Annotated in this window: 14 protein-coding genes; 6 read left to right on the forward strand and 8 right to left on the reverse strand. The window is 61.8% G+C overall.

Annotation, left to right across the window (positions count from 1 at the left end; genetic code table 11):
- The first annotated feature begins 207 nt into the window (after window positions 1–207).
- The 3 genes from WIF35_RS08255 (at window position 208) to WIF35_RS08265 (ending at window position 2222) form a co-directional block, all read left to right on the forward strand.
- Window positions 208–1251, forward strand: coding sequence for an inorganic phosphate transporter (locus WIF35_RS08255; RefSeq protein WP_412481088.1), 1044 nt, complete (start codon window positions 208–210; stop codon window positions 1249–1251).
- Complete coding sequence (locus WIF35_RS08260; RefSeq protein WP_412481089.1) at window positions 1248–1895, forward strand: DUF47 domain-containing protein; 648 nt, start codon at window positions 1248–1250, stop codon at window positions 1893–1895. Before WIF35_RS08255 ends, WIF35_RS08260 begins: the two co-directional genes overlap by 4 nt.
- 84 nt (window positions 1896–1979) lie before the next feature.
- Complete coding sequence (locus WIF35_RS08265) at window positions 1980–2222, forward strand: hypothetical protein (protein WP_412481090.1); 243 nt, start codon at window positions 1980–1982, stop codon at window positions 2220–2222.
- Here the strand turns inward: WIF35_RS08265 and WIF35_RS08270 are convergent.
- Complete coding sequence (locus WIF35_RS08270; RefSeq protein ID WP_412481091.1) at window positions 2219–2437, reverse strand: RNA-binding S4 domain-containing protein; 219 nt, start codon at window positions 2435–2437, stop codon at window positions 2219–2221. The genes WIF35_RS08265 and WIF35_RS08270 overlap by 4 nt on opposite strands.
- A 156-nt stretch (window positions 2438–2593) precedes the next feature.
- Here WIF35_RS08270 and WIF35_RS08275 point away from each other — a divergent pair, with 156 nt between their 5' ends.
- Entirely contained in the window at window positions 2594–2815 is a 222-nt protein-coding gene (locus tag WIF35_RS08275; protein WP_412481092.1) for a YdcH family protein, read from the forward strand.
- A 111-nt stretch (window positions 2816–2926) separates the two neighbouring features.
- On the opposite strand, the gene WIF35_RS08280 is transcribed toward WIF35_RS08275, so the two are convergent.
- The 5 genes from WIF35_RS08280 to WIF35_RS08300 are packed head-to-tail and all read right to left on the reverse strand — an operon-like array spanning window position 2927 to window position 7641.
- On the reverse strand, window positions 2927–3835 hold the full coding sequence (locus WIF35_RS08280) for a LutC/YkgG family protein (RefSeq protein ID WP_412481093.1): 909 nt from the start codon (window positions 3833–3835) through the stop codon (window positions 2927–2929).
- The gene (locus WIF35_RS08285) at window positions 3832–4788 is read right to left on the reverse strand and encodes a D-2-hydroxyacid dehydrogenase (RefSeq protein ID WP_412481226.1); all 957 of its coding nucleotides are present in this window, start codon (window positions 4786–4788) and stop codon (window positions 3832–3834) included. Before WIF35_RS08285 ends, WIF35_RS08280 begins: the two co-directional genes overlap by 4 nt.
- A complete protein-coding gene (locus WIF35_RS08290) occupies window positions 4785–5483 on the reverse strand; it encodes an aldehyde dehydrogenase family protein (protein ID WP_412481094.1) in 699 nt (232 codons plus the stop codon). Before WIF35_RS08290 ends, WIF35_RS08285 begins: the two co-directional genes overlap by 4 nt.
- 2 nt (window positions 5484–5485) lie before the next feature.
- A complete protein-coding gene (locus WIF35_RS08295) occupies window positions 5486–6916 on the reverse strand; it encodes a LutB/LldF family L-lactate oxidation iron-sulfur protein (protein ID WP_412481095.1) in 1431 nt (476 codons plus the stop codon).
- Window positions 6916–7641, reverse strand: coding sequence for a (Fe-S)-binding protein (locus tag WIF35_RS08300; RefSeq protein ID WP_412481096.1), 726 nt, complete (start codon window positions 7639–7641; stop codon window positions 6916–6918). Before WIF35_RS08300 ends, WIF35_RS08295 begins: the two co-directional genes overlap by 1 nt.
- A gap of 145 nt (window positions 7642–7786) precedes the next feature.
- Here WIF35_RS08300 and WIF35_RS08305 point away from each other — a divergent pair, with 145 nt between their 5' ends.
- Window positions 7787–8515 (forward strand): IclR family transcriptional regulator, encoded by a 729-nt coding sequence (locus WIF35_RS08305; protein WP_412481227.1) that lies wholly within the window; start codon window positions 7787–7789, stop codon window positions 8513–8515.
- Between the two features lie 64 nt (window positions 8516–8579).
- Here the strand turns inward: WIF35_RS08305 and pbpG are convergent, their stop codons facing one another.
- Both pbpG and WIF35_RS08315 read right to left on the reverse strand, forming a co-directional pair.
- Window positions 8580–9641, reverse strand: a complete 1062-nt coding sequence (gene pbpG / locus WIF35_RS08310) for a D-alanyl-D-alanine endopeptidase (protein ID WP_412481097.1) — start codon at window positions 9639–9641, stop codon at window positions 8580–8582.
- Window positions 9642–9745: 104 nt separating this feature from the next.
- Window positions 9746–12025: an NADP-dependent malic enzyme gene (locus WIF35_RS08315; RefSeq protein WP_412481098.1), complete on the reverse strand. Its 2280-nt coding sequence runs from the start codon at window positions 12023–12025 to the stop codon at window positions 9746–9748.
- Between the two features lie 249 nt (window positions 12026–12274).
- On the opposite strand from WIF35_RS08315, the gene WIF35_RS08320 reads away from it, so the two are divergent.
- Entirely contained in the window at window positions 12275–14119 is a 1845-nt protein-coding gene (locus WIF35_RS08320) for a phosphoenolpyruvate carboxykinase (GTP) (RefSeq protein WP_412481099.1), read from the forward strand.
- The last annotated feature ends 70 nt before the right edge of the window (window positions 14120–14189 follow it).

Consider the following 14189-nt stretch of genomic DNA (forward strand, 5'->3'; position numbering starts at 1 on the left):
CGGATGGCGTTCGGCTTTATTGGAATTTTTGTAGCTTACTCCGATGTCAAGAATTTGCCGAACTCGCAACCTATCCAAACAATGCGTCTGTTGTTGCCAAGACGACAACAGCGGCCGGTTTTTGCCACTTTTGCCAAGTGCACCGCAGCAGTCGCTCCGGCGAGGGCGCTATACTGGTCCAAAACTAGAACAGAGGAGCCAAGGGGCATGGATGCGCTGTTTCTGCTGGCGCTGGCAACCGTGATCATCGTGTTGGTGTTCGACTACACCAACGGTTTTCACGACGCCGCCAACATCGTCGCCACGGTGATCGCCTCGCGCGCCATGACGCCCGCCCAGGCGGTGCTTATCGTCGGCTTCTTCGAATTCCTCGGCCCGCTGCTTGGCGGAACCGCAGTGGCGAACACCATCGGCAAATTCGTCGCGCTCGATGGTGTCGCCCCCCTATTCTCGCTATCCATCCTGCTTTGTGGCCTGGTTGGCGCCATTGTCTGGAATCTGGGCACCTGGTATTTCGGCATTCCCTCGTCGTCCTCGCATGCGCTGGTCGGCGGCCTGATCGGCGCCGTCGTCGTCTCGGTCGGCAGCGAACATGTCGTCTGGGGCTTCAGCGAACTTGCCAGCGGCCACCTGACCGGGATCGTCAAGGTACTGGTAGCGCTGCTGCTCTCGCCGCTGATCGGCTTCTGGGCCGGATTCATCATCCATCGTCTGCTCAATGCCGCCATGCTCGCCGCCAACCCGGCAGCCAATGCGCGGCTACGCATGGCGCAATTCATCACTGCCGCCGGCCTCGCCTTCTCGCACGGCGCCAACGATGCCCAGAAAAGCATGGGCATCCTGACCCTGGTCTTGCTGCTTGGCGGTTTCATCCCGAAATTCGAAGTACCGTTCTGGGTCATGCTGGCCTGCGCCTCGGCCATCACCCTGGGCATCATGTCGGGCGGCTGGCGCATCGTACGCACCCTCGGCTTCGCCATCTACCGCGTCCGTCCGATCCATGCTCTCGGCTCGCAGCTCACCTCGGCGGTCGTGATCATGGCTGCATCGGCGGGGGGCGCACCGGTATCGACCACCCACGTCGTCGCCACCTCAATCATGGGCATCGGCGCATCGGAACGCCCCCGCGCCGTGCGCTGGGCGAAAGCGAAAGATATTGCCGTCACCTGGGTCATCACCATCCCGGGGGCCGCCCTGGTCGCCATCCAGGCCTATGCACTGCTCAATCTCTTCCTCGGAGCCAAGCCATGAGCGAAGACAACGTCTCCCCATCCATCTTCCGCCGTCTATTCGAGCGCGTCTTTCCCAAGATGCCGGATTTCTTCACCATGCTGACCGAGCAATGCCAGCATGTCGCCCACACCACCGGGCTGCTCGTTGAATACATGGAAACCGGCGAATCCCGCACCGGCGACCAGATCCGCCAGGACGAGCACGAAGCCGACCGCATCAAGGTGCGCAACCTGCACACCCTGAACGAGGCCTTCTCGACACCGATCGACCGCGAAGACCTCTACCGCGCCATCATCGATCTCGACGAAGTGGTCAATTACTGCAAGACCACGGTCAGCGAAATGCAGGTATTGCAACTGGCACCGGACAAGCACTGCCTGGAGATGGCCATGCACATCAAGCTGGGCACCGATGCGCTGGTTGCCGGCTTCACCCGCCTGGCCAAGACCCCGGTCGAAGCGGCTGTCGAAGCGGACACCGCCCGCAAGGCCGAGCGCCGTGTCGAAAAATGCTACCGCCGAGCCATCGCCGAACTCTTCCAGGGCGACGACTACATCCACATGTTCAAGCGCCGCGAAATCTATCGCCACCTGTCGAACGCCGCCGACCGCATGGCCAACTGCGCCAACACCCTGCACGACATCGTCGTGAAGATTTGCTGAGATTCGCGGAACCGGCCTTTTCCCGGCCGGTCGAAAGCTGCATGGTCGAGACACTCCTGAGCCAGACAAGAATGGGAGGGCGTCATGCAAAACAAGGAAAATCGCCGGTGCACCAACGATCGCCGGCATAGTGACTTCGGGCCGCCGAGCGGCTGGCGCGAACGGCGGCGACGCACGGAAAGACGCCTACCGACCTTGGCCGAAGAGGAACTCACCGAATCGCAGTTCCTGATCTATTTCGGCGAACGCAGCACCTTTGATAGCAACGAAGAAACGACGCAGGTCGAAATCATCGCCGCCGAAGTGTTGAGCCGCAGTCGGGATTAGTCCTCGACAACGAGCTCCACCGTTTCGCCCTCGAAGCTCACTACCTGGCCGGGCCGCAATTTTGCCCGTTTGCGCGTGTCCACCGCAGCATCGACCTTGACCCGACCTTCGGCGATGGCCGCATGCGCCGCCCCGCCCGATTCGCACAAGCCAGTGGCCTTGAGCAACTGGTCGAGCTGGATATGGTCGCCGCGCACGGCAAAGCGGATGGTCATGCTGTTCTCCAAAGGTTCATATGCGGCGCAAGCGCGTCGGTGCGCCATTGTAAGCCCGGACAAGCGAACGCGCCGATTGTTGACTCAGGACAATACGCGGCAAAAAAATCGGTGCTAGCGTGGAAGCGTTCTTAATCAACCTTGACGACTTCGCCTATGTTTCCAGAATACCGCGACCTGATCTCTCAACTGAAAACCTCCGACCGCCATTTCCTCAACGTCTTCGACAAGCACAACGATCTGGACCAGAAGATCAAGAATCTGGAAGCGCATATCGAACATGCCACCCATCACGAGATCGAAGCCCTGAAGAAAGAGAAACTGGCGCTGAAAGACGAGTTGTACGGCCTGCTGCGCAAGGCCTCGGCAACCGCCTAAAAGACAAACCCCGCCAAGGCGGGGTTTTAAATGAATATCGGGCATATCGCCGGTGCGAAGAGGGCACACTTGCAGAATACCCATGAACTGAGCGCTACTTATTCACCTGGTTCAAACAACCGTGGCATGAAGAAGTGCGATTTTTTCCGCTGCAGCGAGCACCATCACATAATCCTCGACTAGCTTTTCATACGGATTTCCGACATAGCCGCATCTTCCGTCTGCTATCCCTGCATTTCTCAGCAGTACGCGAAGTCGATTGATCAAATAATCTGCAGAGCCAACCGGTACACCGACCAGAGGGAATAGTCGTGAACACCTATCGGGGCTTGCCTCTGTCAGTGCTCGCCAAAGATCACGCGCACTCATTGTTGTCTTGTCGCCCACCAAAATCAAATGCACCCGGCACGGCCCGTGTGCGCCAAGCACGATAGTCTGTTCGATGTCGCCGGTACGCGACGGCCCGGAAATGAAATTGACGGCACGCGGCAATTCGCCGCGCTCGGCACGCAATAGTGCGAAAGCCTCTTCCATCGTGGCGACGATGCGATCCGTCGGCACCAGGGCGATATGCGTTTCCGGCAGCAGGCTCACCGTGGCTGGCGTGGCCGCCCCCGACAGCAGCATCAGCGTACCAGTCTCGGCAACGGCACAGAAGCAGCCCGTGATGCCAACAGCGTCGGCATCGACCGCGCTACGCGCCGCTACCGTCAGACCGGCCTCGGCCCAGGCGATATCAGCCAGCTCTGGCGCGATCACGGCCGCGTTTGGCAGTGCATTTTCCTTCAGGTAACGCGCGGCCTCGCCCGCCGCCGAAACCAGATCGGCAACAGTTGCGACCGTGCTCGCCAGGCTTTCGGCTTTCTCCCGAAAGCGGCTGACCAGATCGCCGTTCATCGTCGGTTGCGGCCCAAGCTTGCGCTCCGCCATGTAACGCTCAGCGGCAGCGCGTCGTCCGGCAAAGTCACCCTTGCCGACGCCGCGCCGGACGCGCTCGAGGATTTCGTCCCGCGCGCTCATGCGACGCGATTCCTCGGCTCGCCCGCTGCCCAAGCCTCGATGTTGTCGATCAACTGATCGGCCAGGGCCTGCATGGCCGGGCGGCTGGACCAGGCGACGTGCGGAGTGAGCAGGAAATTGGGCAGCGCCAGCAAGGCCGGATCGACCATAGCGTGCCCGGCTGGCGGCGGCTCGGCGGTAATCACGTCGAAACCGGCACCGCCGATCCAGCCTTCCTTGAGCGCCCGGATCAGCGCCGCTTCATCAACAATGCCGCCGCGCGCCGTGTTGATCAGCAGCGCCGTCGGTTTCATCGCACGCAGCTCGGCTTCACCGAACAGGCCACGCGTTTCGTCATTGAGCGGGCAATGCAGGCTGATCGCATCGGCTTCGGCCAGCCCCCGCTCGAAAGCGACGTAGCCGGGACGAACCGTCGCCGCCCCCTTGCGCTCGGCCCGCCAGACACGCATGCCGAAGGCTTCGGCCAATCGCGCCACGCCATTGCCCAGGCTGCCGCTGCCGACGATGGCCAGGGTCGAGTCATGCAGGTCGCGAATCGGATGATCGAACAGGCAGAACTGCTCCGACTGCTGCCAGCGCCCGGCCAGCAGGCTCTCGCGCCAGGCCACCAGGTTGCGCGACAGGGCCAGCAAGAGCGCCATGACGTGCTCGGGCACGGTGCGCTCGGCATAGCCGCGGATGTTGGAGACGACGATACCGCGCTCGCGGCAGGCGGCGAGGTCGACGTTATTGGTGCCGGTGGCCGACACCGCGATCATTTTTAGCTCTGGGAGGCTGTGCACCGCAGCAGCGTCGATCGGCACCTTGTTGGTAATCGCCACGCTCGCTCCGCGCAGTCGTTCGACCACATCGGCCGACGCGGTCTTCGGGTACTCGACCCAGTCGTGAACGAAGCCCGGTCGCCGCATATCGGCGATGATGGACTCGCCTTCGAGCTGGACGATGCGCATCAGAACGCCGCCTCGGCGAAGGTCTTGCCGCTGGCTTCGGCCAGCATCTTCACCTGCTTGCCCAGTTCCGGCTGGCCGGCATAAACGATGCGATCAACCGGCGCACCACACAGGCCAGTGACGGCAGCGGTGTCGCCTTGCAGCAGGTTAACCACCCCCGCCGGCCATTCGACGCGCGAGGTCAATTCGCACAGCGCGAACACCGCCGACGGCGCTTTCGGGCTCGGCTTGACGACCACCGTACCGCCGGCGAGCAAGGCCGGCACCAAGGCCTTGGCGGCGCGCACCAGCGGCCGGTCGGCATCGATCACCAGGCCAGCCACCCCGGTTTCGCCCACGGCCATGCCGCGCAAGGCGTCGACGGCGGCCTGCACATCGGCCGTCGCCGCTTCCTCGGTCAGCCCGAGATCCTGCGTCAGCAGCTTGGCGAAATGGCCGATGTAGCGATCCACCCCGTCGGCCAGCTTACCCAGGCAGACCTGACGTGCCGCCAGGCCCATGGCCGCCCATTCCGGCTGCGCCGCGCGGGCGGCGGCGACCGCTTCCTCGGCCTCGCTCGCGCCGCACAGCGGCACGCGGCGCAGGGCCTCGCCGGTGACCGGATTGACCACGTCGTAGAAGGCATCGCCGACCGACAAAAAGGCGTGGCCGTTAACCCACATCGGGATGGCCATCGGGCCTTCAGCGGAAAATTCCATGTTCAATCTCTCCTTGCTGCTGCATATAGTTCGTGAAATGTCTTGGTCGCCGGCGCCGGCAAGTCGCGCCCGCTGGTCCACCCCGGGGCCATGCCGAGGATGCGGATGCGCCCTTCATCGCCGGCCAGCCAGTTCAGGTAGCGCCGGGCAAAGCGGCTGAAGGCGCGGTACAGCACTGGCTTGCCGGCCAGCCAGGCCCAGGCCTTGAACGCCAGCCGCTCTGACCACGGGCGCAGGCCGCGCTCGACCTGCTCCTCGCGCAAATGGTGCATCAGGGTTGGCAAGGGAATGCGCACCGGGCAAACGCTGCCGCACTGGTTGCAACCGGTGCTGGCATGCGGCAGATCGAGCGCATTCTCGATGCCGGTGTAGAGCGGCGTCAGGACCGAACCCATCGGCCCCGGATAAACCCAGCCATAGGCGTGGCCGCCGAGCGAAAAATAGACCGGGCAATGGTTCATGCAGGCGCCGCAACGGATGCAGCGCAGCATGTCCTGATAGTCCGAGCCGAGCAGATTGGCCCGGCCATTATCGACCAGGATGAAGATCGTCTTCTCCGGCCCCTCGCCATCGCCCTCGCGCCGCGTGCCGGTGAGCAGCGAGACGTAGTTCGAGATGGTCTGGCCGGTGGCCGAGCGCGGCAACAGGCGCATCAGCGTGGCGAAGTCCTCCAGCGTCGGCACGATCTTCTCGATGCCGGTGACGACCACATGCACGCGTGGCAGGCTCGTCACCATGCGGCCGTTGCCTTCGTTGGTCACCAGAGCAGCCGTGCCGGTCTCGGCGATCAGGAAGTTGGCGCCGGTGATGCCCATTTCGGCACTGAGAAAATGCTGGCGCAGTACCTCGCGCGCCTCACGCGTCATGTCCGGAATATCGTCCGACGTGCGCTGCTGCACCGGCCGCTTGTGCTCCTTGGCGAACAGCGCCTCGATTTCCTGAATGGTCTTGTGCACGGCCGGCGCGATGATGTGCGATGGCGCTTCACCAGCCAGCTGAACGATGTATTCGCCAAGATCGGTTTCCACCGGACGAATGCCGGCTTCGGCCAGCGCCTCGTTCAGCCCGGCCTCCTCGGACAGCATCGATTTCGACTTGGTCGCTTTGTGGACACCGTTACGCTGGGCAATATCGACGACCAGACGGGCAACCTCCTCGCCATCGCGCGCCCACAGCACCTCTGCTCCGGTTGCCCTGGCCTTTTCTTCGAACAGGGCGAGCCAGACGTCAAGGTCCTGCAGCGTGCGGTTGCGGATCGCCTCGGTAGCGTCGCGCATCTGCTCGAAAGCCAATCCATCTTCGGCCAGCGCCGCGATGCCCTTGGCCCGCTTGCCGACAAAAAGCGGCTTGGCTTTCTGCAAGGCGCGTTGCAGCACCGGATTACGCACTTTTTCGGCGGCGCGCGCCTGGAAGAACATGGCCTGCGAACGCATCAGGAGCCTCCAGCCAGCACTTCGGCGATATGCAGCACGCGCGTCGTTTCGTCGCCGCGCCGGCGCAAGCGGCCTTCGATATTCATCAGGCAACCGAGATCGCCGCCAACCACCGCATCCGCCTTCTGTTCGGCGATGGAGTCGCACTTGCGATCGACGATCTGCGTCGACACCTCGCCGAACTTGACCGAAAAAGCGCCACCGAAACCGCAACAGGCTTCGCATTCGGCCATTTCCTTCAGCTCCAGCCCGCTGACTTTCATCATCAGTTCGCGCGGCTGACGCTTGATTCCTAGGGCGCGCAAGCCCTTGCAGGAGTCGTGATAGGTGACCGAACCCTCGAAATGGCCGGGTGCCTGTTCCAACTTGGCCACCTCAGCCAGGAAAGTCGTCAGCTCGTAAGTCCGCGCGGCCAAGGCCTTGGCGCGCCCCCCCCAGGCCGCATCATCGGCGAAGAGTCGCGGATAAACATTGCGAATCTGGTCGGTGCACGAACCTGACGGCACGACCACGTAGTCGTAGCCTTCCAGCTCAGAAATCGCCTTTTTTGCCAGGTGCACCGCAGCAGTGCGCTCGCCGGCACTCCAGGCCGGCTGGCCGCAGCAGGTCTGGCCCGGCGGCACGACGACCTCGCAGCCGGCGGCTTCGAGCAGACGAAGGGAAGCAAAGCCGACCGATGGACGCATCAGATCGACGAGACAGGTAACGTAGAGAGCTACGCGCATGCTAATATTGCGCCGCACAAGAACATAAAAAAGTAGCCAATGCTACTCAAACAGCACCAATAAAGGAATCCAGTTGTCAGAAGCCGCCAGTGCGACCGCCACCGGGTCCGCCAAGAATCCCGGATCCATTCAGGTCATCGAACGCATGATGTCGCTGCTCGATGCGCTTGCCGCGTCGCCGGATCCGGCCAGCCTGAAACAACTGGCCAGCGCCACCGAACTGCATCCGTCGACCGCGCACCGCATTCTGGCAGCCATGAGCGCCGCACGCTTTGTCGAACGTCAAGACGCCGGCACTTATCGCCTCGGCATCCGCCTGCTCGAACTGGGCAACATCGTCAAATCGCGCATCAACCTGCGCGAGGTCGCCCTGCCCTTCATGCAGGAACTGCACGAGAAGATCGGCGAAGCGATCAACCTCGGCGCCCGCCACGACGACGAAATCGTCTATCTCGAACGCACCTCGTCGGGCCGCTCGCTGGTCCGCGTTGTTTACCTCGTTGGCGGCCGCGCCCCGCTGCACCTGACCTCCCTCGGCAAGCTCTTCCTCGCCGCCGAAGGTCAGCAGAAAGTGCGCGAATACGCTAAGCGTACGGGCCTGCCGGGCAAGACCCCGCATTCGCTGACCACGCTGGAAACCCTGGAAAAAGAACTCGACAAGGTACGCCGCCACGGCATCGCCTACGACGATGAAGAAGCCGAGCTCGGCCTCAAGTGCGTCGCTGCGCCAATCTACGACGATGAAGGTCATATCGTCGCCGCGCTTTCCGTCTCCGCTCCGGCCGATCGCCATGATCCGGAGTGGGCCCGCCAGGTGCGCCAGACGGCGGACGAAGTGTCGCACGCCCTCGGTTACACGGGGCCGCGCAAATAACCTGAAGGCACAGCAATAAAAAAGGCCGCTTGCAGCGGCCTTTTTTGTTCGAGTAACTTGCCGATCAGGCCGGACGACGCTCCTGCACCAGTCCGGCACTTTCCATCCAGCGCTTGATACGGTTGGCGTCACCGACGCGGGTCATCTTGCCGTTCGAGTCGAGCAGCACGATCACCACCGGCCGATCCGCCACACGCGCCTGCATGACCAGACAGCGCCCCGCTTCGGAAATGTAACCGGTCTTGGAGACGCCGATTTCCCAGTTGTCGCTGCGCACCAGCGCATTGGTGTTGTGGAAGTCGCGGATACGGCCATTCAGTTCGACCTTGGCCTCAGCCGTCGTTGAATATTGGCGGATTTCCGGGTAACGCGCTGCCGCCGTCACCATGCGTGCCAGATCGTGCGCCGTCGACACGTTGTTGCTCGACAGGCCGGTCGGCTCCTCAAAGCGCGAGTTGTACATGCCCAGCGCCTGCGCCTTCTTGTTCATTGCCTGCACGAAGGCCGGCATCCCGCCCGGATAGTGGCGGCCCAAGGCATGCGCTGCGCGGTTTTCGGAAGACATCAGGGCCAGCAGCATGGCCGTCTCGCGCGTCATGGTCGTCCCCACCGGTAGCCGGGAACGCGTGCCCTTCAGCGTATCTACGTCCTCATCGCCGATGGAAATCACTTCCTGCAAATCCAGCTTGGCATCGAGCACGACCATCGCCGTCATCAGCTTGGAAATCGAGGCAATTGGCGTCACTGCATTCGGTTGCTTTTCAACGATGGCATGCCCAGTGGCCTGGTCGATCACCAAGGCCGAGGCGGAATAGAGCGCCAGACGACCCGCATCGTCGTCAAAATTGGTCGAAACACGACGGATCGGCTTGCGCGCACTTTCGGCAGCAGCCATCTTGGAAACCGCCGGTTTGGCGGCAACGCGTGAATCGGATTTGGTCGATTTCGCTGATTTAGCGACGTTCTGCTTGCCCGCAGCCGCACGCACCGTGGATTTGCCGGAGGCCGGCGCTTTCTTGGCGGAATGCACCGGTTCCTTTTTACTCTGGGCGGCAAGTACAGGCGCCTGCAGACTGGCGCCGACCAGCGCCCCGACCAGTAGAACCGTCTTGATTTTCTGCTTCATTCACATCTCTCCTGCCAGCATCGACGCATTGTAGCCAAGTTTAGCAGGAGAGATGGAGATTTCAATAAAAATAGATAGATACAACAAAAACTTAAAGCCAAAAATTAGTCAGCATCGACCACCGTCAGTGCCACCATGTTGACGATCCGGCGAACCGTTGCCGTCGGTGTCAGGATGTTGACCGGTTTAGCGGCCCCCAAGAGGATTGGACCGACCGTCAAATTGTCGCCGGCCGCCACCTTCAGCAGGTTGAACGAGATGTTCGCTGCATCGAGCGTCGGCATCACCAACAGATTGGCCTGACCTTTCAGACGCGAATTCGGGAAGGCCTTCAGGCGGATATGCTCATCAAGCGCAGCATCGCCGTGCATTTCCCCCTCGACTTCGAGCTCCGGCGCCCGTTGATTCAGGGTTGCCAGTACCTCGCGCATTTTCTCGGCCGTCGGGGTATTTTCGGTGCCGAAAGTCGAGTGCGACAGCAGTGCCACCTTCGGCGTGATACCAAAGTTACGAATTTCCTCGCAAGCGAGCAGGGTCATGTCGGCCAACTGCTCGGCGGTCGGGTCGTAATTGACGTAGGTATCACCGATGAAGACGGTGCGCCCCGGCAGCAGCAGCAGGTTCATCGCGTAATAACGATCCAGTCCCTGGCGGGTGCCAATCACGTTCTGCACATACTCGCGGTGCGTTTCGTGGCGACCGAAGGTGCCGCAGATCAGGCCATCGGCGTAACCGAGCTTGACCATCAGCGCGCCATAGAGGGTGTTACGGCGGCGTACCTCGCGGCGTGCATAGTCGGGCGACACGCCCTTGCGTTCCATGATGCGGTGGTAGGTCGTCCAGAATTCTTCGTAATGCTCGTCGAAGAACGGGCTGTTATCGGAGTGGACGACTTCGTAATCCTCGCCTTCGCGCAAGCGCAGGCCGGAAGCCTCGATGCGCCGTTTGATCTCGGCGTGGCGGCCAATTAGGATCGGCCAGGCGATACCTTCGTCACGCACGACTTGCACGGCACGCAGCACGCGCTCGTCCTCGCCCTCGGCGAAAACGATGCGCTTGGGCACCAGTTTCGCTTGCGAGAAGACCGGCTTCATGATCATGCCGGAGTGGTAGACGAATTCATTCAGGCTCTGCAGATAGGCATCCCAGTCCTGGATCGGACGGGTCGCCACACCGGAATCCATACCAGCCTTGGCGACTGCCGGCGCAATCTTGACGATCAGGCGCGGGTCGAAAGGCTTAGGAATCAGGTATTCCGGGCCGAAGCCGGAGACCTTCTCTCCATAGGCCGAAGCGACCACATCCGATTGCTCGGCGCGTGCCAGTTCGGCGATGGCCTTGACGGCCGCCATCTTCATTTCTTCGGTAATGGTCGTCGCACCGACATCAAGCGCACCGCGGAAGATGAAGGGGAAGCACAGCACGTTGTTGACCTGATTCGGGTAGTCCGAACGGCCGGTGCAGATGATTGCGTCGTCGCGCACTTCCTTGACGCGCTCCGGCAGAATTTCCGGGGTCGGATTGGCCAGTGCCATGATTACCGGCCGGGCGGCCATCTTGGCCACCATTTCCGGCTTCAGGACACCACCCGCGGAGAGGCCGAGGAAAACATCAGCCCCTTCGATGACTTCGCCCAGGGTACGGGCATCGGTCTTCTTGGCATAACGCGCCTTGATCTCGTCCATTTCCTCGACGCGACCTTCGTAGACCACCCCCTTGATATCGGTGACCCAGATATTCTCGACCGGCGCGCCAAGCATCACCAGCAAGTCGAGACAGGCGAGTGCGGCAGCCCCGGCGCCGGAAGTGACGATCTTGACCTTGGTCAGATCCTTGCCGATCAGGTGCAGCCCGTTGAGGATGGCCGCGCCGACGACGATGGCCGTACCGTGCTGGTCGTCGTGGAAGACCGGAATCTTCATGCGCTCGCGCAGCTTCTTCTCGATGTAGAAGCACTCCGGCGCCTTGATGTCTTCCAGGTTGATACCGCCGAAGGTCGGTTCCAGCGAGGCGATGGTGTCGATCAGCTTGTCCGGATCGCGCTCGTCGATTTCGAGGTCGAACACATCAATGTTGGCGAACTTCTTGAACAGGACGCCCTTACCTTCCATTACCGGCTTGGCGGCAAGCGGGCCGATCGGCCCCAGGCCGAGGACGGCGGTACCGTTGGTGATGACGCCGACCAGATTCGCACGCGAGGTCAGGGTACTGGCTTCGCCAGGATCAGCGACGATTTCCTCACAGGCGTAGGCGACGCCCGGCGAGTAGGCCAGCGACAGGTCGTACTGGTTGGTCAGCTGCTTGATGGGGGTGACCGCGATTTTGCCTGGTTTCGGATTGCGGTGATAGAAAAGCGCGGACTCGCGCAATTGCCTGGAATCCATGTTTGCCTCCGTTTTATATCGTGAAATTCAGTTTCGGATCGCGGAAGATAATAGCATGTGAACGCCTAAATTTCGTGCTATCGGAAAACACGTAGGCCTGCAAAGTCAAGTAGATGTTTACCCTAATTTGATGCATAATTACGGGCTTCCCAGCCGACGGCCTCTCAGCCGCTCGCAGTCTTGGTGGCAGCTCCCGGCGACTGGCGTGAAACGTAGCTATTTCAGTAACTTAGAGAGAGACACACCGCCATGACCGCACCGCTGAATGCGCCCGATTACGTCAAGCACGAAGGCCTGAAAAAATGGGTCGCCGAGATCGCCGAACTGACCCAGCCTGACCGCATCTACTGGGCTGATGGCTCGCAAGAAGAATACGACCGCCTGTGTGCCGAAATGGTCCAGGCCGGCACCCTGATCAAGCTCAACGAACAGAAGCGCCCGAATTCCTACCTGGCCTTCTCCGATCCGTCCGACGTGGCGCGCGTTGAAGACCGCACCTATATCTGCTCTGAAAACAAGGAAGACGCCGGTCCGACCAACAACTGGGAAGACCCGAAGAAGATGCGCGAAACCCTCGCCGGCCTATTCAAGGGCTGCATGAAGGGCCGCACCATGTACGTCATCCCGTTCTCGATGGGCCCGCTCGGTTCGCCAATCGCCCACATCGGCGTCGAGATTTCCGACTCCGCCTACGTCGTGGTCAACATGCGCACCATGACCCGCATGGGTGCCAAGGTGTTCGACGTGCTCGGCACCGATGGCGAATTCGTGCCCTGCGTTCACACCGTCGGCGCCCCGCTGGAAGCCGGCCAGAAGGATGTGGCCTGGCCGTGCAACCCGACCGTCAAGTACATCGTGCACTATCCGGAAACTCGCGAGATCTGGTCCTACGGTTCCGGCTACGGCGGCAACGCCCTGCTCGGCAAGAAGTGCTTCGCCCTGCGTATCGCCTCGACCATGGCTCGCGATCAGGGTTGGCTGGCCGAACACATGCTCATCCTCGGCGTCGAATCGCCGGAAGGTGAAAAGTCCTACGTTGCTGCTGCCTTCCCGTCGGCTTGCGGCAAGACCAACTTCGCCATGCTGATTCCGCCGAAGACCCTCGACGGCTGGAAGATCACCACCATCGGCGACGACATCGCCTGGATCAAGCCGCGCGTCGACAAGGACGGCGTCACCCGCTTCTACGCGATCAACCCGGAAGCCGGCTTCTTCGGCGTTGCCCCGGGCACCTCCGAGAAGACCAACTACAACGCCCTGGCCACCCTGAAGGAAAACATCATCTTCACCAACGTCGCGCTGACCGACGATGGCGACGTGTGGTGGGAAGGTCTGACCAAGGAAGCCCCGGCTCACCTGATCGATTGGCAAGGCAAGGACTGGACGCCGGAAGACGGCAAGGCCGGCCGCAAGGCAGCTCACGCCAACTCGCGCTTCACCGCCCCGGCCAACCAGTGCCCGTCCGTTGACGCTGCCTGGGAAGACCCCGCCGGCGTGCCGATTTCCGCCTTCATCTTCGGCGGCCGTCGCGCCACTACCGTGCCGCTGGTCTACCAAGCCTTCAACTGGAACTACGGCGTCTACATGGCCGCTACCCTGGGTTCCGAAACCACTGCTGCCGCCTTCGGCCAGCAAGGCGTGGTCCGTCGCGACCCGTTCGCCATGCTGCCCTTCTGCGGCTACCACATGGGCGACTATTTCAACCACTGGCTGAAGATGGGCAAGACCGTCGATGCCACCCCGAAGATCTTCTGCGTGAACTGGTTCCGCATGGATGCCGACGGCAACTTCATGTGGCCGGGCTTCGGCGACAACATGCGCGTCCTGAAGTGGATCGTTCAGCGCTGCAAGGGTACCGTCGCCGCTAAGGAAACCGCGCTGGGCTGGATGCCGAAGTTCGAAGACATCGACTGGAACGGCCTCGACATCAAGAAGGAAGAGTTCGAAGCCCTGACCACCATCGATGCCGACGCCTGGAAGGCCGAACTGGCCGGCCACAAGGAGTGGTTCGACAAGATGGGCGACAAGCTGCCGAAGGAATTCAACCTGAAGCGCGAGCTGTTCGAAATGTCGCTGTTCAAGGACGCTGCCTGATCCCAGGCATTCGCGCCTAAGCGATAATGAACGGCTACCTGCGGGTAGCCGTTTTTCTTTGAGGCACACC

It is taken from the genome of Azonexus sp. IMCC34839, from assembly GCF_047047955.1.
Classification (GTDB): domain Bacteria; phylum Pseudomonadota; class Gammaproteobacteria; order Burkholderiales; family Rhodocyclaceae; genus Azonexus.